The organism is Arthrobacter sp. 10T413_2 (assembly GCF_056394205.1).
The window spans coordinates 19,764-41,090 of sequence record NZ_JBFTHK010000020.1 but is presented as its reverse complement, the minus strand read 5'-3'; the positions used below and the strand labels follow the sequence as shown (position 1 = coordinate 41,090).

The window sequence follows — 21,327 nt, the reverse complement described above, 5'->3', positions numbered from 1 at the left end:
TGTCACTACAGTCTCCGTTACTTCTGAGTGGAGTTCGGCCACCAGCCGACCGCTACAACAGAGCCCTGGCTCGAACCGCTTGAGGCAGACACTGCTGCTGAGGCGGACAGACCGGCGCCGGCCAGCGCGCCAGCGACGAGGAGCGTTGCGAGGATTTTCTTCATTTGAACTCSTGATACGTAAGAGGCTGATGTGACTCATGTGGTGCAGGTTTAGTATATGTGGAAATCGACACGCCACAAGGTAAGGATTTATAAAGAATTGTGGTGGAGTGTGATATTCGCGCTCATGGGTGAAACTTGCGTGAAGCCTGCGCAGGTCCTTCTTGCGTGGCTGGTTCGATTCCGCTCTCGCGGCAACGGATAATTGAGGCATGCAACGAAACTCTGTTTCACCCTCCTACGCCGCTGCAGAGCTGCAGGCACGGGAATATCGAACCAGCCATGACTTCGGCCGTGCGGCTGGCAGTGCGCAGGTGGCCTCGGAAATCGCGAGGAACGATGGTGACTTGGCGGCAGCCTGGGGCATGCGGCTCTTTCAGGCCGAGAATCTGCTCGACGCCGGCGATTTTGAGGCCTGCGCCGTGATTGCAGCCGAGTTGGTGGATGGCGCTCCTGGAGCCCCGGCTGAAGATGCCCGTGGCAAAGCAAATATCCTGCTCGCAAAAGCCAGGCAGGGCGCCGGGATGCTGGGACAGGCGGCCGACGCGGCGCGAATAGCCGCGCTTTTGTCCTCGGGTGCGGGCGATGTGGAGAACAACGTCAAGGCCAGGCAGGCCCTCATCGCGGCCCTCGCCGAAAGCGGAAGGTTGGAGGAAGCCTGGGATGAGAGTCTGCTTTTGGCCGACGATATATCCAACGAGGTCGACGACCAGCTGGTCGGCAAGGCGTACTGGGTCATCGGCAATGTTGCGTTTCTCTGCAACAAAGTGACCGAGGGGCTTGAGTATCACGAACTTGCGGCGGAGACGTTTTCGCCGGCGCGAAATCTTGATGTCTGGGCAAAGTTCAACAAGGCATCGGCGGCTATGCGCCTGGCCGCCGAGGTCGCCGACGCGGACACACTCCGCTGCATTGAACGGGCGGAACTCGCCACAGACGTCATTGGCGGCTCCGACGAGGACCATATTCTGTTGAAGCTAAATCGCGGTCATTGGAATTTCCTGGCGGGCGACCCACAGTCGGCCATCGAAATTCTGACTGAGGTCAGCACGGTTGCGGAAAAGACATCGCCGCAAATTCTGGGCGAGGCATCGCTGTTGCTCGGCCGATCCTATGCTGCCATGGGCAACGTTCCCGAGGCACAGACACACCTGCTGGAAGCCGCAGATCACTTCGAGAAGGCCGGCGCCCCGCAACGCGCAGAACAGGCCCGAGAATTTCTCACGAACGTGCCCTGACTTCCCGCCGAGGTGGACATGCCCCTCGTTGCMGGCGAAGACTGCACAAAACGACATGATGTTCGGCGGGCGCGACCAAGGGTGGACATGTCCCGTCGTGGGTGCCGTGCTGCGTCGCGGGACATGCCCCGTGCAGGGACCGAGGAATGGGCATAAGGCCACCGGGCCCAGTACTCGGGGTCATAGCTGGACATGTCCCGTGGTCGAACCCGGGGACGAGGAACAAGGCCAGGGCCACGGACTAAGGCTGGACATGTTCCACGGGTAAATCCAGGTGCGAGGKACAAGCCCAGGCCCGGGGACTAAGGCTGGACATGTCCCGTGGTGGGGGAAGCTGCGGTGGCCTTGCGTCCGAGGAATACGGCCACGCCGCCGGCCACGAGGCTCAGCGCCAGAAGTGCCCAGCCGGCCACGGTGAGCCCGGAGGCCAGGGCCACCTGACCGGCGTCGAGAGTCCCGGCGGACATCATTGCATCGATCACGATGTTGCCCCACAGCCTGACCACGGCGAAGAGCAGCGGCAATGCCCACAGCGCCCAGCGCAGGGATTTTTTGGCCACGTTAGTTCCGATCAGGAGCAGCCAGGTGAATCCGAAGATTAGCGGGAAGAGCATGCCGGCTGTCTTGTGCACATAGCTCAGCTGGCCGCGGGCGTCGGAGTCCATGGCCCCTCGCAGCTGCTCCACGAACCCMTGGTTGAAACCGCCCACCATCGAATCCGGCATGGCCTGGCCGCCCGACAGCTGCGTGAGCTGGTTGAGGGTGAGCAGATGCAGGTACCAGAACAGGAACAGGCTGGCCACGACCCCGGCGATCACAATCAGGTGGGTGTTGTTCTGTGCCTTCTGCGGGGTCCGGTCGGTGGTCGGATTGATCACCGGCGGGAGGTGGTGTTGGGGGACCGCCGCATTGGCGCCGTGCTTCTTGATCCGCTGCGCGGGTGTCTTGGCCATGGCTCCATTATCGCCCGTCCGGCTCGGCCTCCCGCGCCKGCTGTTCACTGACAACGGGCGCCGATACTCTGGAACGCGTGACCGAACTAGGAAAACACCGGCTTGGCCGGCACAGCACCGCAGATCTTGACCCGTCACTGGATGACTACCAACTGGCCGAGGCCCTGGTCCGCGAGGCCGGCACGCTGGCGCTCTTGATGCGGCAGGCGGGGCTCGAGGGCCGGCAGAAGACGTCTGTCTCTGACGTTGTCACGGCCGCAGACCACGCCGCCGAGTCCTATGTGCTGGAGCAGCTGCGGCGCTGCCGGCCCGAGGACGGCATCCTGGGCGAAGAGGGCGCTTCCGTGGCGGGCAGCAGCGGCCGGACCTGGGTCATCGACCCCGTCGACGGGACGTACAACTTCCTGCACGGCTCCACCTACTGGTGCTCGGCCATCGCCCTAAAGGACCCGTCCGGTGCAGGGCTCGGCGCCATCTTCCAGCCGGAGGAGGACAAGCTCTGGCTCGGCGGGACCTCCCGTGCGGCAACGCTCAACGGCGAGAAGCTCGTCTCGTTMCTCCCCGGCGCGTCGGGAGGCAAGGGAAGGTCGGACACCCCGGTCTCGGAACTCGGCGCCGCGACGTACATCCACCCGACGTGGCTCGCCGATCCGATGTGTGCCATGCCCTGGCATGCGGCAGCGACATCGGCAGCGGCCTTGCGGATGTTCGGATCCGGCTCCTRTGACCTTAGCCGGGTGGCCGACGGCGAGCTCGGCTGCTGGTTCCAGCACAGTTKCCCCGAGTGGGACTGGCTGCCGGGCAAGGCAATCGTCGAGGCGGCCGGCGGCGCGACCGACGTCGTGCGAGTCAACGGTCTGGACTGGTTCATCGCGGGAGGCACGACGGCGGTGCGCCAGCTGCGTGCCGCACTCGTCTCCGGCTCGGTCGGCTAGCCTTTTCAATCCGCAGGACCTCGCCGGGGGACATGCTCATCCCACGGCGAAGCGGCCCCGGGACATGCTCATTCTTTGCGGCCAGGAGTGGGCATAGGGGGACTATGTCCGCTGGTTGCTGGCTCAGGAGGGCATGTCCCGCTCGGAGCCCAGCGTTCGTGGGACATGCTCATTCCACATGGCGCAGGCTCCGGGGGACATGCTCAGCCCGCAACCCGGCGACCGTGGGACATGCTCATTCTTTGCGGCCAGGACTGGTCATAAGGGGATTATGTCCGGTGGCTGCGGGCGGCGGAGGGCATGTCCTGAGGGGCGGACGCGGCTGTCAGCGCCACCGCCTAGACTTAGATACACCATGGATATGTTGTTTKACCCTTATGCCGACGGACCYTTCCAAGCTGCCTCCAAGGCGGCGGCAGGCACCAAAGAGCCTGCCGGGACCGGCCTTCCGGGGCTGGATTCGGGGGCCGGCTTMGGCCCGGCCGGCAACGGCTTCGGCCCGGACGGCAGCGCCCCGGGCCACGCCCTCGGCAGCGGCCCCGGCAACGCTTGGGACCGTCCACAGCTTCCGAACGCGAGCGAGCTCCTCGAAGGCCTGAACCCGCAGCAGGAAGAAGCCGTGAAGCACGCCGGCAGCGCCCTGCTGATCGTGGCCGGCGCCGGCTCGGGCAAGACCCGGGTGCTCAGTAACCGGATCGCCTACCTGATCGCCACTGGCCGGGCGCACCACGGCGAGATCCTGGCCATCACCTTCACCAACAAGGCCGCGGCAGAGATGCGGGAACGCATCGAGGTCCTGGTCGGCGCCCGGGCAAAGACCATGTGGATCTCCACCTTCCACTCCTCCTGCGTCCGGATCCTGCGCCGCGAGGCGAAGAACGTCGGACTCAATTCCAACTTCTCCATCTACGACTCCGCGGACTCGCTGCGCCTGATCACGCTCGTCGCCAAGAACCTGGACCTCGACCCCAAGCGCTTCGCGCCCAAGGCCATCCAGCACAAGATTTCCGCGCYCAAGAACGAGCTGATCGACGACGACTCTTACGCCTCCAGCGCCAACTACAACGATCCTTTCGAACAGGCCGTCGCCGAGGTCTTCAAGGGCTACACCCAGCGCCTGCGCCAGGCCAACGCCATGGACTTCGATGACCTGATCGCCCAGACCGTCTACATGTTCCGGGCCTTCCCGGCGCTCGCCGACTCGTACCGGCGCCGCTTCCGGCATGTCCTCGTGGACGAATACCAGGACACCAACCACGCCCAGTACGCCTTGGTGCGCGAGATCGTCGGCGAGGGGCCCGAGGCCTCCGAGCTMACTGTGGTGGGCGACTCCGACCAGTCCATCTACGCCTTCCGCGGCGCGGACATCCGCAACATCGTGGAGTTCGAGAAGGACTACCCGGACGACCGGACCATCAAGCTCGAGCAGAACTACCGCTCCACCCAGACCATCCTCAGCGCCGCCAACTCGGTCATCTCGCGCAACCCCAACCGGCCGGAGAAACGGCTCTGGACGGCCGAGGGCGACGGCGAAAAGATCGTCGGCTACGTCGGCGAGAACGAGCACGACGAAGCGCAGTTCATCGCCAAGGAAATCKACCGTCTGCAGGACGAGGGTAATCTGCGTCCCGGCGACGTCGCCATTTTCTACCGCACCAACGCCCAGTCCCGCTCGATCGAAGACGTCCTGGTGCGCGTGGGCCTGCCGTACAAGGTGGTCGGCGGCACCCGCTTCTACGAGCGCAAGGAAATCAAGGACGCCCTCGCCTACCTGCGGGTTCTGGTCAACCCGGACGACGACGTCAACCTCCGCCGGATCCTCAACGAACCCAAGCGTGGCATCGGCGACCGTGCCGAGGGGGCTGTCGCCGCCCTTGCCGAGCGCGACCGCACCTCCTTCATGGCCGCCGCGAGGCGCGCCGACGAAGCCCCGGGCATGGCAACCCGCTCGGTCAACGCCGTGCTGGGCTTCGTGAAACTCCTCGACGACCTCGCCGAGGTGGCCTCCGGCTCKGGTGCCGCCGCCGCTCTGGAAGCCGTGCTCGAACAGACCGGCTACCTCGCGGCGCTGCGCTCCAGCACGGACCCCCAGGACGAATCGCGGGTCGAGAACCTGGCGGAACTCGTCGCCGTCGTGCGCGAATACGAACGCGACAACCCCGAAGGCTCCCTCGGAGCCTTCCTGGAGCAGGTGTCCCTCGTGGCCGACGCCGATCAGATTCCCGATGCGCCGGGCGCAGATATTGACGCCGCGGTGGCCGAGGCCAAGCGTCTGGGCGTCGTCACGCTCATGACCCTCCACACGGCCAAGGGGCTGGAATTCCCGGTCGTGTTCCTCACCGGCATGGAGCACGGGCTGTTCCCGCACCAGCGCTCCGCCACCGATCCCAAGGAACTGGCCGAGGAACGCCGGCTGGCCTACGTCGGACTCACCCGCGCCCGGAAGCGCCTMTACCTCACCCGGTCCGAGGTCCGCAGCATGTGGGGCCAGAGCCAGTACAACCCGGCMAGCCAGTTCATCGAGGAGATCCCGGCCGAACTCGTGGAATGGAAGCGGGAAGGCGCCAGCCGCCAGGGCGGCGGCTGGGGGAGCGGTCCCGCGATCGGTTCCAGCCGCTACAGCGGATCATTCTGGGGTGCCGGAACGCCCCGCGGCGCCGGCGCCAGCCMGTCCGCGGGCTTCAACGCCGATGTTCCCGCCGCCGTGGCGAAGAACAGGGTCCAGCCGCAGAAGGAAATCGTCGCCGTCAGCGTGGGGGACAAGGTCAACCACACCAGCTTCGGCAACGGCACCGTCCTTGCCGTGGAGGGCGCCGGGGACAAGACGGTCGCCAAGGTGAAGTTCGACGTCGGCGAAAAGCGGCTGCTGCTGCGCTACGCGCCGCTGACCAAGCTGGACGCCTAGGGGAGGTGCCCGGCGCCGGCCCCGCCAGCGCACGCGCCAGAAGGCCATTGCGCATGGCCGCTCGCCGGCCCCAGCCGAGCACGCATCTGCCGGCCGCTGCGCATCAGCCGGCGTTGGCGCCGGCTCCTCCCGCCTACGTTACGAAGGTGCATCTGACAGGGCCGCACGGTCTGCCCGCACGCCGTCGGACACCCCAAAAACCGCGTAATCTAGCGGTTTTTCTACGCTCCATAGAATAGTGTCCTTACTCACATAACGGGTACTCTGGAACGGGCTGGTCCGATCGAAGGACTAGAGTTCCCAGAGGAGCATTGCGCCGTGTGGCTCGTTTCCAAGCTTGTCGCAGGGTGCGTTTATTCCGCAGCCCGGTAACCGCGAGTACGTGGGGTCCGGCTGTACAGAAACTACTTCGACGTAGAAGGACACTAAACCGTGGACMTGTTTGAATATCAGGCGCGCGATATGTTCGAGGCGCACGGTGTACCCGTGCTTGCTGGMATCGTGGCGCACACCCCTGAAGAAGCAAAGGCAGCTGCCGAGAAAATCGGCGGCGTAACTGTCGTAAAGGCGCAGGTCAAGGCCGGAGGCCGCGGCAAGGCCGGCGGCGTCAAGGTCGCGAAGACCGCTGACGAAGCGTTTGAACACTCCACCAACATCCTCGGGATGGACATCAAGGGCCACACCGTCCACCGCGTGATGATCGCCCAGGGTGCAGACATCGCCGAGGAATACTACTTCTCCGTCCTTCTGGATCGGGCCAACCGCAACTACCTGGCCATGTGCTCGGTTGAAGGCGGCATGGAAATMGAGCAGCTCGCCGTTGAGCGACCCGAAGCCCTGGCCAAGATCTCGATCGACCCGGCCGTGGGCATCGACCAGGCCAAGGCCGACGAAATCGTCGCCGCCGCAGGCTTCGCCGAGGAACTGCGTGGCAAGGTCGCCAGCGTAATCCTGAAGCTCTGGGACGTTTTCAAGAAGGAAGACGCCACCCTTGTGGAGGTCAACCCGCTGGTCCTGACCGGCGCCGGTGACATTGTTGCCCTCGATGGCAAGGTGTCCCTCGACGAKAACGCCGACTTCCGCCACCCCAAGCACGCTCACCTTGAAGACAAGGACGCTGCTGACCCCCTCGAGGCCAAGGCCAAGGCGCAGGACCTCAACTACGTCAAGCTGGACGGCGAAGTCGGCATCATCGGTAACGGTGCCGGTCTGGTCATGTCCACCCTCGACGTCGTTGCATACGCCGGCGAGAACCACGGCAACGTCAAACCCGCTAACTTCCTGGACATCGGCGGTGGAGCTTCCGCCGAGGTTATGGCAGCAGGCCTCGACGTCATCCTGGGCGACCCGCAGGTCAAGTCCGTCTTCGTCAACGTCTTCGGTGGCATCACYGCCTGTGACGCCGTCGCCAAGGGCATCGTCGGTGCACTGGCCGAGCTGGGCCACTCCGCGAACAAGCCGCTGGTAGTCCGCCTCGACGGCAACAACGTTGAGGAAGGCCGMCGCATCCTGGCCGAGGCCAACCACCCGCTGGTTACTCTGGCCGCCACCATGGACGAGGGCGCCGACAAGGCTGCCGAGCTCGCCAACGCAGCGAAGTAGAGGGACTCGACTATGTCTATTTATCTGAACAAGGACTCCAAGGTCATCGTCCAGGGCATCACCGGCGGCGAAGGCACCAAGCACACCGCCCTGATGCTCAAGGCCGGCACCAACGTTGTTGGCGGCGTCAACGCCCGCAAGGCCGGCACCACGGTCCTGCACGGCGACACCGAGATCACCGTTTTCGGCACCGTCAAGGAAGCCATKGCCGACACCGGCGCTGACGTTTCCATCGTCTTCGTGCCGCCGGCCTTCACCAAGGACGCCGTCGTTGAAGCCATCGAGGCCGGCATCGGCCTCGTCGTGGTCATCACCGAAGGCGTGCCGGTCCAGGATTCAGCCGAGTTCTGGGCGCTGGCCCAGTCCAAGGTTGACGCCAACGGCAAGCAGGTCACCCGCATCATCGGCCCGAACTGCCCCGGCATCATCACCCTGAGTGAGGCCCTCGTCGGCATCACCCCGGCCAACATCACGGGCAAGGGCCCCATCGGCCTTGTCTCCAAGTCAGGCACCCTGACCTACCAGATGATGTACGAACTGCGCGACCTMGGTTTCTCCACCGCCATCGGCATCGGCGGCGACCCGGTCATCGGCACCACCCACATCGATGCCCTCGAGGCCTTCGAAGCTGACCCGGAGACCAAGGCGATCGTCATGATCGGCGAAATCGGTGGCGACGCCGAAGAGCGTGCCGCCGACTACATCAAGGCACACGTCACGAAGCCGGTCGTCGGCTACGTGGCCGGCTTCACCGCTCMCGAAGGCAAGACCATGGGCCACGCAGGCGCCATCGTCTCCGRCTCCGCGGGCACCGCCCAGGCCAAGAAGGAAGCCCTMGAGGCTGCCGGCGTCAAGGTCGGCAAGACGCCGTCGGAGACCGCCAAGCTCCTGCGCGAGGTCTTCGCAACCCTTTAGTTCGAAGCACCACGCACGAAAAGCAACGCGGGGTCACTTACGGCCCGTCCCACTCGCTGGGACGGGCGCGAAGTGAACCCGCGTTGTTTGTTTAAGTACGACGGCGGCAGGGCCACCTTCCCGGCGGAGGTGGCCCTGCCGCCGTCGTACTTTGTGTTCGATGTATTTGGGGCTCCGGCTAGACCTTTGCCCCGGTKAGGATTTCTTCGAGCCGGTCGTAGCCCTCGGACATGCCGCCCTCCATCCCGGACTGCGCCATGCCGTCGCGCGCCTCCACGCTGGGGTAGACCGCGTGGCCGATGAGCCGGCACCGGCCGCCGCCCAGGTCCACGAAGGTCATRGAATCGAGGCTCACCACATCCGGGTAGCCGTCGAACTCGAAGGTCTGGATMGCGAAGTCGTTCTCGCGGACGGTGTGGAAGACGCCGCTGAAAACATACGCGCTGCCGTCCGGCGCGGTGTGGGTGTAGCGGTAGCTGCCGCCGGTCCGGAAGTCGTAGTGGTCAATGGTMATGCGCATCCTCCGCGGCCCGAGCCACTGGGCGACGAGTTCGGGGTCCTGATGCGCCCGGAAGATCTCGGAGACCGGGAAGTCGAAGTCGCGCTCGAAGTCGATGAAGGGGAGTMCCGCGGGGACCGTCAGTGTCAGTGCGTTGCTCATGATGCGTCCTTTACCTGTGTGCCGCCCTGCGCGGCGCGGGTTTCAAGCACGGCGTCAAGGCTGCGGTACTGGCCCTCGCGGATCAGCCGGTACTGGTCGATCCAGGCGGTGAGCGCCTCAAGCCGTGCGGGGTTCAGGTGAACGGGCCGGCGCTGGGCGTCACGGGTGCGCGTGACCAGCTGCGCCTGCTCGAGGACCTGGATGTGTTTCGAGACCGCCTGTTTGGTGATCGCGAACGGCTCCGCCAGTTCATTGACGGTGGCCGGACCCCGGCTGAGCCGGGCAATGATGCGGCGCCGGACGGGATCGGCGAGGGCCAGGAAGGCCGCGTCGAGCTCGCCGTCGTCGCTGGAATCCACGGGGTGGGGCCTCCTCTTCAGTGCTCGAAATCAATGCTCAAAGCTCGTGGCTTAAACGTCGCATTATTCAACCTCAATGTTGATCAACCTTCTGGTTGTTAACGCTACGCCTGGGCTTGCGCCCGCGCAATACCCCAACGCGGGGTCACTTGACGTCCCTCCCGCACCTCAGGAGGGGTGCTCAGGATCCCCGCGCTACTGCGTGCCGCCCGGGAATCCTTGCGCCACCCTTGCGAACTTTGTTAGTATGTCAGGACAAACTACCAAAGGAGATGCGAGTGCCTCTCGTGCGAATCGACGTCAATCAGGGCCGCACCACTGAGCAGCTGCAGGGACTCAGCCAGGGAATCCATGCTGCGATCGTGGCTGAATACGGGATTCMGGAACGGGACTACTTCCACATCCTGACTGAGCATCCGGCCGGGCAAATCGTCGCCCAGGACGCCGGCCTCGGCTTTGACCGCACATCGGATGTCGTGATGATCCAGATCTTCACCCAGGCCGGCCGCAGTCAGCCGGCGAAGCAGTCCCTGTTTTCCGCCATCGCGGAAAAACTGGCCGCCGTAGGGGTTTCCGGCGAGGACGTCTTCATTGGCTACGTCGAAAACACGGCCGGGGACTGGTCGTTCGGATTTGGCCGGGCCCAGTACATGACCGGCGAACTTGGGGTCCCCAGTCAGTAGCCGAGGGCCGTCCTGCGGCCGTCAGGACGGCCCCTCCACGGCGCCGTCAGTGCCTCCCGTGTCAAGTTGTAAATATGTCAGTACAAACCTTTGACAGTACATGGATTCTAGGGCAAAGTAGTGGATGTGGCCCGGCTCACGCCGGCCCCTACGCACCGAAGCTCAGGCTGCGAAAAGGTACCGAGTTCACACCAGAAAGGTCCACGATCACCGTGACCCACGAACTGCTCACGATCGGGCGAATCAGCGTTGATATCTACCCGAACGACATCGGGGTGGATCTGGAGGATGTCACATCCTTCGGAAAGTACCTTGGCGGATCCCCGTCCAACGTAGCGGTCGCCGCTGGCCGCCATGGCCGCCGCGCGGCCGTCATCAGCCGCACCGGCGACGATGCCTTCGGCAAATACTTGCACCGCGAGCTGCGCAAGTTCAACGTGGACGATTCCTACGTCACCTCCGTCAAGGAATKGCCCACCGCGGTCACGTTCTGCGCGATCAAGCCGCCGGAAGACTTCCCGCTCTACTTCTACGGCCGGTTCCCCACGGCACCGGACCTGCAGATCAAGGCTGAGGAACTGGACCTGGATGCCATCCGGGACGCCGGAATCTTCTGGTCCACCGTCACCGGCCTCTGCCAGGAACCCAGCCGCACCGCCCACATCAAGGCCCACGAGGCGCGTCCCCGCACCGGGCTGAAGCCAGGCCAGTTCACCATCCTGGACCTCGACTACCGGCCGATGTTCTGGGCCTCCGAGGAGGAAGCCCGGGAACAGGTTGCAAAGATCCTGCCGCACGTCACCGTGGCAATCGGCAACGACAAGGAATGCGCTGTCGCCGTCGGTGAGGGCACCCCGGACGAACAGGCCGACCGGCTGCTCGCCGCCGGCGTCGAAATCGCCGTCGTGAAGCTTGGCCCGGAAGGCGTCATGGCCAAGACCCGCACCGAACGCATCGTCTCCGCCCCGGTGCCGGTGGAAACCGTCAACGGCCTCGGCGCCGGGGACTCCTTCGGCGGTGCATTCTGCCACGGTCTGCTCTCCGGCTGGCCGCTGGCGCAGGTGCTCGACTTCGCCAACGCAGCCGGCGCTCTGGTCGCCTCCCGCCTGTCCTGCGCCGACGCGATGCCGACGCCGGAAGAAGTCACGGGCCTGCTCGCCGAACGCGGCCGCCTGGCACCGGGTTCGTACGCCACCGAAGGAGCAACACTGTGAGTGTCAACCCAGCCGCCGCCASCCTCACGCTGGGCGATGACCCCCGCCGCTACGAGCACCTGAGCATCATCCGGCTCGAAGACCCGGACGCGATCGCCCGCGCCGCGAAGGCCCGGCGCCGCCACCCCGGCGTCAAGGCCGGCCAGCAGAACTTCATCGTCGCCGCCGACCACCCCGCCCGCGGGGCCCTCGCGGTCGGCAGCGATCCCGTGGCCATGGCCGACCGCCGCCAGCTCCTGGACCGCCTACAGATTGCCTTGGCCAACCCGGACGTCGACGGTGTCCTGGCCTCGCCGGACATCATGGACGACCTTCTCCTGCTCGGCGCGCTCGAAGGCAAGCTGCTCTTCGGCTCCATGAACCGCGGCGGGCTCTCCGGCCTGGTCAACGAATTCGATGACCGCTTCACCGGCCACACCGCGGCCGCTCTCGAGGCCCTGGGCGCCGACGGCGGCAAGATGCTGACCCGCATCTGCCTCGGCGACCCGGACACGGTGGCCACCCTGGAAGCAACCGCACGGGCGATCGATTCCCTGGCCGAGCGCAAGCTGATCGCCATGGTGGAACCGTTCCTCTCCGTCCGCGAAGGCGGCAAGGTCCGCAACGACCTCTCCACCAACGCCGTCATCAAGTCAGTTGGGATCGCCGAGGGCCTGGGTTCCACCAGCGCCTACACCTGGATGAAGCTCCCTGTGGTGGCCGARATGGAACGCGTCATGGCGTCCACCACCATGCCCACCGTGCTCCTCGGCGGAKACCCCGAGGGCAGCCAGGAGGACGTCTTCGCCAGCTGGCAGGCGGCCCTGGCCCTGCCGGGTGTCCAGGGTCTCACGGTCGGCCGGACCCTGCTGTACCCGCATGACGGCGACGTCGCCGGCGCCGTGGCCACCGCCGCCTCGCTGCTGCACCACACGGACGATCCCCGCACCGAATCCACCCGCACCGAAGAAGCATCGGAGTAACTTCCCATGGGAATGAGAACTGCCTCAGGAACACGCAGAATGACAGTCGCCCAGGCTGTCGTGGAATACCTGTCCAAGCAGTACACCGTCGATTCGATCGGCGGCCAGGACTTCCGGGAACGCCTGATTCCGGGCACGTTCGGCATCTTCGGCCACGGCAACGTTGCCGGCGTTGGACAGGCCCTCAAGCAGTACCAGCAGCTCGATCCGACGATCATGCCGTACTATCAGGGCCGCAACGAACARGCCCAGGCACACCAGGCTGTCGGCTACGCCCGGCACACCCGGCGCCGCCAGACGTTCGCGATCAGCACCTCGATCGGCCCGGGTTCCTCAAACCTGCTCACCGGCGCGGCGCTGGCCACCACCAACCGGCTGCCGGTCCTGCTGCTGCCCAGTGACACCTTCGCCACCCGTGCCGCCKACCCCGTGCTGCAGCAGCTTGAGCAGCCCTACGCCTACGACATCACCGTCAACGACGCCTTCCGTCCGCTGTCGAAGTTCTTTGACCGCGTCTCCCGGCCCGAGCAGCTGTTTTCCGCGTTCCACCACGGCCTCCGTGTCCTGACCGACCCGGCCGAGACCGGCGCGGTTACGATCTCGCTGCCGCAGGACGTCCAGGCCGAGGCCTTCGACGTGCCCGAGGAATTCCTCGCCGAACGCGAATGGCGGATCCGCCGCCCCGACGCCGACGACGAGGACATCCGCCGCGCCGCCGACGCGATCCGCGCCGCCAAGCGCCCCCTGATCATCGCCGGCGGCGGCGTCCTCTACGCCTACGCCAACAAAGAACTCGCCAAGTTCGTCGAACTGACCGGCATCCCGGTGGGCAACACCCAGGCCGGCGTCRGCGTCCTGCCCTGGGACCACAAGTTCTCCCTCGGCGCGATCGGCTCCACCGGCACGACGGCGGCCAACGCCATCGCCGCGGAAGCGGACCTCATTATCGGCATCGGCACCCGCTACGAGGACTTCACCACCGCGTCCCGGACCGCGTTCCAGAACCCGGACGTGAAGTTCATCAACATCAACGTTGCCGCCATCGACGCCTACAAGCACGGCACCTCCCTGCCGATCGTCGCGGACGCCMGCAAGGCCCTGGTGAAGCTGAACCAAGCCCTCGGCGGCYACCGGATCGGCGCGGACCTCGAGCAGCAGATCGCGAACGAGAAGGCCCGCTGGAACGCCACCGTGGACACGGCCTTCGACACCCGCTTCACGCCGCTGCCGGCGCAGAACGAGATCATYGGTGCCACGAGCCGCGCCATGGACGCGGCGGACGTCGTCATCTGCGCCGCCGGGTCCCTGCCCGGTGACCTGCACAAGATGTAGCGCGTGCGGGACCCGTTCGGCTACCACGTCGAATACGCCTACTCCTGCATGGGCTACGAAATCCCCGGCGGCCTCGGCGTCAAGCGCGCCGCCCTGGCCGAAGCCGCGAAGGGCGGGACGCAGCGCGACGTCGTCGTGATGGTGGGGGACGGCTCCTACCTGATGATGCACACCGAACTCGTCACCGCCGTCGCCGAACGGATCAAGCTGATCGTGGTCCTGATCCACAACCACGGCTACGCCTCGATCGGCTCGCTCTCCGAGTCCCTCGGCTCGCAGCGCTTCGGCACCCAGTACCGGGCCCTGGATGAGGAACACCACAGCTTCGACGACGGCGAGCGGCTGCCGGTGGATCTGGCCCTGAACGCAGAGTCCCTCGGCGTGAAGGTGATCCGGATCGAACCCGGCGAGAAGGTCATTGCCGAGCTTGAGCAGGCCATCCGCGACRCCAAGGCCGCCCCGGAAAACGGCGGCCCGATCGTCATCCACGTCGAATCTGACCCGCTGCTGGATGCCCCCAGCTCCGAGTCGTGGTGGGACGTTCCGGTCTCCCAGGTCTCCGAGCTCGAATCCACGAAGCAGGCCTTCCAGACCTACGTCGACCACAAGAGCCGGCAGMGCAAGCTGCTCGGCTGACCCCCTTCATCACCACGAACAGCCACAGACCAAKGAAGTCCATCACCATGTCAACGACGACCGTCACCACCATCAGCCACTTCATCAACGGGGCCGAAACCTCCGGCGAGGGCACCCGCACCCAGCCCGTCTACAACCCCGCGACCGGCGCGATCTCCGCGGAGCTGCGGCTGGCYAACCGGGCAGACCTGGACGCCACCGTCGCCGCCGCCCGCGCCGCCGCCGACACCTGGGGCGACATCTCCCTGGCCAAGCGCACCGCCGTGCTGTTCAAGTTCCGCGAACTCGTCGCGGCCCACATCGACGAGCTCGCCGAACTGATCACCGCCGAACACGGGAAGGTCCTCTCCGACGCCAAGGGCGAGATCGGCCGCGGCCTGGAGGTCATCGAGTTCGCCTGCGGCATCCCGCAGCTGCTCAAGGGCGACTACTCGGACCAGGTCTCCACCGGTATCGACGTCTTCTCCTTCCGCGAACCGCTCGGCGTCGTCGCCGGCATCACCCCGTTCAACTTCCCGGTCATGGTGCCGCTGTGGATGGCCCCGATKGCGATCGCCACMGGCAACGCCTTCATCCTCAAGCCCTCCGAACGCGACCCCTCCGCCTCCATGCTCCTGGCCAAGCTGTGGAAGCAGGCCGGCCTGCCCGACGGCGTCTTCCAGGTCCTGCACGGCGACAAGGAAACCGTCGACGGCCTCCTGACCCACCCGGACGTGGACGGCATCTCCTTCGTCGGCTCCACTCCGATCGCGAAGTACGTCCACGAGACCGCCACCAAGCACGGCAAGCGCGTCCAGGMCCTGGGCGGGGCKAAGAACCACGCGATCATTCTGCCCGACGCCGACCTCGACAACGCTGCCGACCACCTCGCCGCCGCCGCCTTCGGCTCCGCCGGCGAACGCTGCATGGCCATCTCCGTCGCCGTCGCCGTCGGCGAGGCCGCGGACCTGCTGGTCAAGAAGGTCGAGGAACGCGCCCTGGCCGTCAAGGTCAACAACGGCACCGTGCCCGACGCCGAAATGGGCCCGGTCATCACCCCGGCCTCCAAGGAACGCATCGTGAAGATCGTCACCGAAGCCGAAGCCGCCGGCGCCGCCATGGTGGTCGACGGCCGCGACCTCGTCGTCCCCGGCCACGAGGACGGCTTCTGGGTGGGCCCCACCGTCCTGGACCACGTCACGGCCGGGATGACCRCGTACACCGAGGAAATCTTCGGCCCCGTCCTCGTCGTGGTCCGCGTGGAGGACCTCGACGCCGGCATCGCCCTGATCAACGCCAACCCCTACGGCAACGGCACCGCGATCTTCACCTCCTCCGGCGCCAGCGCCCGCAAGTTCCAGCGCTCCGTCACCGTGGGCATGATCGGCATCAACGTGCCCCTGCCGGTCCCGGTGGCGTACCACTCCTTCGGCGGCTGGAAGGCCTCGCTCTTTGGCGACAAGCACATCTACGGCCCCGAAGGCGTCTCCTTCTACACCCGCGGCAAGGTCGTCACCTCCCGCTGGCCGGAAACGCATCACGCCTCCGGAGCCTCCTACAACTTCCCCTCCAACTAGTCCCCACCGCCACCCTCGCCTCGMAAGCTCGGCCAGGGAACCMTGGCGGCGTGGGCCCACCCACCGCCACCCAACAACCACGATCGATTGCTCCGCAACCGCCGTTTTGAGCGTCCAAAACGGCACCTGCGGGGCAATCGATGAGAAGGAATGGAAATGACAGAGAACAAGCTGATCATCGGCACCGCGCCGGACTCCTGGGGCGTCTGGTTCGCGGATGACCCCCAGCAGACCCCGTGGGAACGCTTCTTGGACGAGGTCGCCGAATCCGGTTATAAATGGATCGAGCTCGGCCCTTACGGCTACCTGCCCACCGATCCGGCCCGCCTGGCCGAAGAGCTCAAGGCCCGCGACCTGAAGGTCACCGCAGGAACCGTATTTACCGCCTTCCACCGCGGCCTGGACCAGTGGGAAACCGCCTGGGAACCGGCCCGCAAGGTCGCCGAACTCACCGCCGCGATGGGCGGGGAACACATCGTGGTCATCCCGGCCATGTGGCGCGACGACGTCACCGGCGAGGCCGTGGAGAGCGGCAAGCTCACCGAAAAGGCCTGGAGCGACCTCTTCACYGGCCACAACCGCCTGGGCAAGACCCTGCTGKAGGACTTCGGCCTGAAGCAGCAGTTCCACTCCCACGCCGACTCCCATGTCGGCGCTCAGGAGGACATCGAGACCCTCCTCGCCGCCACGGACTCCAAGTACCTCAACCTCTGCCTGGACACCGGCCACGCCGAATACTGCGGGGCCTCCAGCCTCGACCTGATCAAGAACTACCCGAACCGGATCGGCTACCTGCACCTCAAGCAGATCAACCCGGACGTCCTCAGACAAGTCAACGAGGAAAACATGACCTGGGCCGCCGCCAACCTGGCCGGCGTCATGACCGAACCGCCGAACGGCCTGCCGGACCTTCGCGCCGTCATCGAAGCCGTCGAGGCGCTCAACCGCCCGATCTTTGGCATTGTGGAACAGGACATGTACCCCGTGGCCTTCGACGTCCCGATGCCGATCGCCAAGCGCACCCGCAACTACCTGCTCTCCTGCGGCTCCCGCACCGCCGTCAACTAGAACTCGAAGGAACCCACCATGACCAAGATCCTCCGCGTCGCCGTTATCGGCGCCGGCCGTATGGGCGCAGACCACATCCAGCGGCTTAACACCCGCATCCACGGCGCAGAAGTCGCCGCCGTCGTCGACGTCGATCTCGCCCGGGCGCAGGCCGCCATCGAAGGYATCCCGGGCGCTGTCGCTTTGGCCGACGCCGACGAAGCCCTCAACAACGGCGACGTCAACGCCGTGCTGATCGCCACCCCMGGCTTCCTGCACGAGGACATCCTGCTCAAGGCTCTCGCCAAGGACATCCCGATCCTCTGCGAGAAGCCGMTCACCCCGGATGCAGAGTCCGCCTGGAAGATCGTCGAGGCCGAAGAAAAGCTCGGCCACAAGCGCATCCAGGTCGGCTTCATGCGCCGCTTCGACGCCGAATACGCCGCCCTTGGCAAGATCATCCGCGACTCCGAACTCGGCGAACTGCTMATGCTGCACTACCAGCACCGGAACCCCACCACCCCGGCGGGCTTCACCAACGAGATGCTGATCAACGACTCCGTGGTCCACGAGTTCGACGCCATCCGCTACTTCACCGGCGAGGAAATCACATCGGTCCAGGTCCGCCTCGGCAAGCCCACCCGGAACGCCCCGGCCGGTCAGCACGACCCGCAGCACGTCCTGATCGAGACCGAATCCGGCGTCCTGGCCGACGTCGAGATCTACGTCAACGCGAAGTTCGGCTACGAAGTGGCCACCCAGGCCTCCTTCGAGGACGGCATCGTCAGCATCGGCGGGGACAAAGGCCCGTACACCCGCAGCAACGGCCACTGGGKCGGCACTGTCACCCCCGGCTTCGAGGAGCGTTTCGGGGCGGCGTACGACGTCGAAATCCAGTCCTGGGTCGACGCGGCCCTCCGCGACGAGATCGGCGGCCCCACCGCTTGGGACGGCTACGCCACCGCCGCCTGCTGCGAGGCCGGCGTCGAAGCGCAGAAGAACGGCGAAAAGGTCGCTGTGAAACTCAACGCCAAGCCTGCCCTCTACCGCTAGGAACCCTGCCGGCCGGCGCCCTCTACTGCTAAATAAACGGCGCCGGCCGGCCGCACGCCCGCCAGATCYACAATGGAGTGTTCAGAAGTGAAAATCGCCCTTGACCCCACGCCGTTCCACCACAGCCACGGACTCCTCGAGTTCCCGCGCGTAGTCGCCGACCTCGGCTACAAATACATGCAGATGACCCCGCACGCCGATTTCATCCCGTTCTTCAACCACCCGAAGGCCGACGACGAGCTTGTGGGCAAGCTGAAGGCGGCCTGCAAGGACACGGGAATCGAAATCGCCTCGGTGCTGCCCGTGCTGCGCTGGTCCGGCCCGGACGAGGATGCCCGTGAGGCGGCCGTCCGCTACTGGAAGCGCGCCATCCAGATCACCGTGGACCTCGGCGTCGGCACCATGAACACCGAATTCAGCGGCCGGCCGGAGAAGGCCGAGGAATCCGAGCGTGCCTTCTACCGGTCAATGGAGGAACTGCTGCCGATCATCGAGCGGGAGGGGATCTACCTGCTGATCGATCCGCACCCGGACGACTTCGTCGAGGAAGGCCTCGCCGCGATCCGTGTGATCCGTGGGCTGAACTCGAAGAATGTGGGCCTGGTTTACGTGGCCTCGCACAGCTTMCACATGAAGAACGAGCCGCTGGAGATCATGCGGGCCGCGGGGGACAAGCTGCGCCTGGTCCACGTAGCCGACACCATGAACCACCACGCCTCGCACGGGCTGCGCTACATCACCAACCCGCCCGGAAACCCGGTGCGGGTGCACCAGCACCTGAAAATCGGCGACGGCGACGTCAACTGGGACGAGTTCTTCGGCGGCCTGAAGGAAATCGGCTTCCTCGACCGCGAGGACACCGTCATGGTCTCGAGCGTCTTCGCAGAGGACGACAACGCTGCCGAGGTCTCCCGCTACCAGCTGGAGACCATGACGCAGCGCATCGAGAAGGCGAGCCTATGACGAAGTCCGACGGAACACTGACGAACTCAGCTCCGCGCGCGGCCGCGCCCGTTTCCGACGCTGACTCCGATGTCCAGGAAGCCGCCGTCCGGAGAACCGGTGGAGCATCGAATCCCAAGCGGTTCATGCGGCGCGTGGCGCTCTTCTCCACGTTTGGCGGGCTCCTCTTCGGCTACGACACGGGCGTCATCAACGGCGCCCTGCCGTTCATGCAGCGGGACCTCGGCCTCACCCCGCTGACCGAGGGACTCGTGACCTCCACCCTGCTCTTCGGTGCAGCGTTCGGTGCCATCTCGGCGGGCCGGCTCTCGGACCGCTTCGGCCGGCGCCGGACCATCATGGGGCTCGCATTCATCTTTGYGGCGGCCACCATCGCCTGCTCCATTTCTCCCAGCACGGAACTGCTCATCGCCTCGCGCACCCTGCTGGGCCTTGCCGTCGGCGGGGCATCGGTGATCGTTCCGGTCTACCTCGCGGAAATGTCCCCGGCGGCCCAGCGCGGACGCATCGTGACGCAGAACGAACTCATGATTGTCACGGGGCAGTTCCTGGCCTTTACGTTCAATGCCGTACTGGGCAACGCCTTCCCGGAGGCCTCCCACGTCTGGCGGTGGATGCTGGTCATTGCCACGCTGCCCGCCGTCGTTCTGTGGTTCGGCATGCTGGTTCTGCCGGAAAGCCCCCGATGGCTGGCTTCGGCCGGCCGCTTCGGCGAAGTCCTTGAGATACTGCGCCGGTCACGCGCCACGGAGGACATCTCCACCGAGTTCGATGAAGTCCGGCAGGCCGCGAGGGAAGATTACCAATCCAAACTCGGCACATTCCGCGACCTCACGGTGCCGTGGATCCGGCGCATCTTCGTCGTCGGACTGGGGCTGGCCGTGATCAACCAGATCAGCGGCGTCAACGCCATCATGTACTACGGCACCTCCATCCTCTCCAGCTCCGGCTTCGGGGATCAGGGTGCCCTGATTGCCAACGTCGTCAACGGCGTMACTTCGGTCGTCGCCGTCGTCGTCGGAATGTCCCTCATGTCGCGTCTGCCGCGCAAGTCCATGCTGATCGCCGGCCTGATCGGCACGGCAACGTCCCTGCTGGCCATCGGCATCATCTCCATGGCTATCCCGGAAAGCATGCTCCGCGGCTATCTGGTGCTGCTGTTCATGGTGACGTTCCTCGCCTCGATGCAGTCCTGCATCGGCACGGTGACGTGGCTGACKATGGCCGAAATCTTCCCGCTGCACGTCCGCGGCATTGGCATGGGGATCTGTGTCTTCGTGCTGTGGATGATCAACTTCCTGATCGGGTTCTTCTTCCCGCAGATGGTGTCCTGGATTGGCGTCTCCGTGACCTTCTTCATCTTCGTGGCGATCCAACTGGCGGCCATCGTCTGGGTGAAGCGCGTGGTTCCGGAGACCCGGGGCAAGAGCCTCGAGGATCTGGAACACTTCTTCAAACAGGCGGCAGTCAAGCAGTCCGTCACCGTATAGCGTTACCAACCGCATAGCCTGACCAGCACAAAGCCCCGCCCCCGCGATTCGTCGCGGGGGCGGGGCTTTGTGCGTTGAAACGGTTGAAGCGGTTGTCGCGTTAGACCGCGKCGTGCAGCCGGGGGAGGGCGTCAACCAGCGGCGCCAGTTCCGGCACCTCCTGGGCCTCGGCCAGCGCCCGCTCCAGGGTAGCGTCGTGGACCGGCCGGCTCTGCTCKAGCAGGGTGATGCCGCTGGGCGTGAGCTCGGTATAGATCCCGCGGCGGTCATCCGCACACAGGATCCGGGTCAGCAACCCGCGGTCCTCCAGCCGGTTGACCAGCCGCGTGGTGGCGCTCGCGCTCAACGCCGTGGCGCGGGCCAGCTGCTGCATCCGCATGTGCCAGCCGTCCTGCCGGCTCAGCGCGTCCAGCACCGTGTACTCCACGACGGAGAGCTGCGCCTCGGCCTGCAGKGAACGCTCCAGCTCGGCCTCGATCAGCCCGTGCAGCGCCGCCAGGGTCCGCCAGCCTTGCGCCCGGACCTCGACGGCGTCGTCCTTGATGCCCATCTGGTGAATCCCTTCAGCTAGCGTGCCGGGCGGGGTGCGGCCGGACACATCAAATAATAGTTGCTTGCGCGCTGTATCTGCTTGTGCAAGAATAAATAACGCGCCTGCAACT

General features: G+C 65.7%; 18 protein-coding genes and 1 pseudogene. 14 read left to right on the top strand and 5 right to left on the bottom strand.

Going from position 1 to position 21,327, the window contains the following annotated elements:
* Positions 1 to 17: 17 nt before the first annotated feature.
* Positions 18 to 164 (bottom strand): hypothetical protein, encoded by a 147-nt coding sequence (locus AC1DBQ_RS05710; protein WP_456507406.1) that lies wholly within the window; start codon positions 162 to 164, stop codon positions 18 to 20.
* 209 nt (positions 165 to 373) lie between these two features.
* On the opposite strand from AC1DBQ_RS05710, the gene AC1DBQ_RS05705 reads away from it, so the two are divergent.
* Positions 374 to 1,399 carry a hypothetical protein gene (locus AC1DBQ_RS05705; protein WP_476927579.1) on the top strand — a complete coding sequence of 342 codons (1,026 nt, stop codon included), beginning with the start codon at positions 374 to 376 and terminating at the stop codon, positions 1,397 to 1,399.
* 302 nt (positions 1,400 to 1,701) lie between these two features.
* Here the strand turns inward: AC1DBQ_RS05705 and AC1DBQ_RS05700 are convergent, their stop codons facing one another.
* Positions 1,702 to 2,352, bottom strand: coding sequence for a hypothetical protein (locus AC1DBQ_RS05700; RefSeq protein ID WP_476927578.1), 651 nt, complete (start codon positions 2,350 to 2,352; stop codon positions 1,702 to 1,704).
* 77 nt (positions 2,353 to 2,429) lie between these two features.
* On the opposite strand from AC1DBQ_RS05700, the gene AC1DBQ_RS05695 reads away from it, so the two are divergent.
* From AC1DBQ_RS05695 to sucD, 4 genes are all read left to right on the top strand, one after another.
* Entirely contained in the window at positions 2,430 to 3,287 is an 858-nt protein-coding gene (locus tag AC1DBQ_RS05695; RefSeq protein ID WP_476927577.1) for an inositol monophosphatase family protein, read from the top strand.
* 355 nt (positions 3,288 to 3,642) lie between these two features.
* The gene (gene pcrA, locus AC1DBQ_RS05690; protein ID WP_476927576.1) at positions 3,643 to 6,192 is read left to right on the top strand and encodes a DNA helicase PcrA; all 2,550 of its coding nucleotides are present in this window, start codon (positions 3,643 to 3,645) and stop codon (positions 6,190 to 6,192) included.
* Between the two features lie 432 nt (positions 6,193 to 6,624).
* Complete coding sequence (sucC, locus tag AC1DBQ_RS05685) at positions 6,625 to 7,794, top strand: ADP-forming succinate--CoA ligase subunit beta (protein ID WP_476927575.1); 1,170 nt, start codon at positions 6,625 to 6,627, stop codon at positions 7,792 to 7,794.
* A gap of 12 nt (positions 7,795 to 7,806) precedes the next feature.
* Positions 7,807 to 8,709, top strand: a complete 903-nt coding sequence (sucD, locus tag AC1DBQ_RS05680) for a succinate--CoA ligase subunit alpha (RefSeq protein ID WP_476927574.1) — start codon at positions 7,807 to 7,809, stop codon at positions 8,707 to 8,709.
* Positions 8,710 to 8,887: 178 nt separating this feature from the next.
* On the opposite strand, the gene AC1DBQ_RS05675 is transcribed toward sucD, so the two are convergent.
* On the bottom strand, positions 8,888 to 9,370 hold the full coding sequence (locus AC1DBQ_RS05675; protein ID WP_476927573.1) for an SRPBCC family protein: 483 nt from the start codon (positions 9,368 to 9,370) through the stop codon (positions 8,888 to 8,890).
* Positions 9,367 to 9,729, bottom strand: coding sequence for an ArsR/SmtB family transcription factor (locus AC1DBQ_RS05670; protein ID WP_476927572.1), 363 nt, complete (start codon positions 9,727 to 9,729; stop codon positions 9,367 to 9,369). The genes AC1DBQ_RS05675 and AC1DBQ_RS05670 overlap by 4 nt, the downstream gene beginning before the upstream one ends.
* Positions 9,730 to 10,007: 278 nt before the next feature.
* On the opposite strand from AC1DBQ_RS05670, the gene AC1DBQ_RS05665 reads away from it, so the two are divergent.
* From AC1DBQ_RS05665 to AC1DBQ_RS05625, 9 genes and pseudogenes are all read left to right on the top strand, one after another.
* Positions 10,008 to 10,412 (top strand): tautomerase family protein, encoded by a 405-nt coding sequence (locus AC1DBQ_RS05665; protein ID WP_476927571.1) that lies wholly within the window; start codon positions 10,008 to 10,010, stop codon positions 10,410 to 10,412.
* A gap of 212 nt (positions 10,413 to 10,624) precedes the next feature.
* Positions 10,625 to 11,626: a 5-dehydro-2-deoxygluconokinase gene (gene iolC, locus AC1DBQ_RS05660; RefSeq protein ID WP_476927570.1), complete on the top strand. Its 1,002-nt coding sequence runs from the start codon at positions 10,625 to 10,627 to the stop codon at positions 11,624 to 11,626.
* Entirely contained in the window at positions 11,623 to 12,588 is a 966-nt protein-coding gene (locus tag AC1DBQ_RS05655; RefSeq protein ID WP_476927569.1) for a Cgl0159 family (beta/alpha)8-fold protein, read from the top strand. The genes iolC and AC1DBQ_RS05655 overlap by 4 nt, the downstream gene beginning before the upstream one ends.
* 39 nt (positions 12,589 to 12,627) lie before the next feature.
* Positions 12,628 to 14,556, top strand: a pseudogene (gene iolD, locus AC1DBQ_RS05650) (3D-(3,5/4)-trihydroxycyclohexane-1,2-dione acylhydrolase (decyclizing)).
* 47 nt (positions 14,557 to 14,603) lie between these two features.
* The gene (locus tag AC1DBQ_RS05645; protein ID WP_476927568.1) at positions 14,604 to 16,112 is read left to right on the top strand and encodes a CoA-acylating methylmalonate-semialdehyde dehydrogenase; all 1,509 of its coding nucleotides are present in this window, start codon (positions 14,604 to 14,606) and stop codon (positions 16,110 to 16,112) included.
* Between the two features lie 156 nt (positions 16,113 to 16,268).
* The gene (locus AC1DBQ_RS05640) at positions 16,269 to 17,180 is read left to right on the top strand and encodes a sugar phosphate isomerase/epimerase family protein (protein WP_476927567.1); all 912 of its coding nucleotides are present in this window, start codon (positions 16,269 to 16,271) and stop codon (positions 17,178 to 17,180) included.
* Positions 17,181 to 17,198: 18 nt separating this feature from the next.
* A complete protein-coding gene (locus tag AC1DBQ_RS05635) occupies positions 17,199 to 18,212 on the top strand; it encodes a Gfo/Idh/MocA family protein (protein WP_476927566.1) in 1,014 nt (337 codons plus the stop codon).
* Positions 18,213 to 18,299: 87 nt separating this feature from the next.
* Positions 18,300 to 19,175, top strand: coding sequence for a sugar phosphate isomerase/epimerase family protein (locus AC1DBQ_RS05630; protein ID WP_476927565.1), 876 nt, complete (start codon positions 18,300 to 18,302; stop codon positions 19,173 to 19,175).
* On the top strand, positions 19,172 to 20,665 hold the full coding sequence (locus tag AC1DBQ_RS05625) for a sugar porter family MFS transporter (RefSeq protein ID WP_476927564.1): 1,494 nt from the start codon (positions 19,172 to 19,174) through the stop codon (positions 20,663 to 20,665). Before AC1DBQ_RS05630 ends, AC1DBQ_RS05625 begins: the two co-directional genes overlap by 4 nt.
* Positions 20,666 to 20,765: 100 nt before the next feature.
* Here the strand turns inward: AC1DBQ_RS05625 and AC1DBQ_RS05620 are convergent, their stop codons facing one another.
* Positions 20,766 to 21,215 carry a MarR family winged helix-turn-helix transcriptional regulator gene (locus AC1DBQ_RS05620; RefSeq protein ID WP_476927563.1) on the bottom strand — a complete coding sequence of 150 codons (450 nt, stop codon included), beginning with the start codon at positions 21,213 to 21,215 and terminating at the stop codon, positions 20,766 to 20,768.
* Positions 21,216 to 21,327 lie beyond the last annotated feature (112 nt).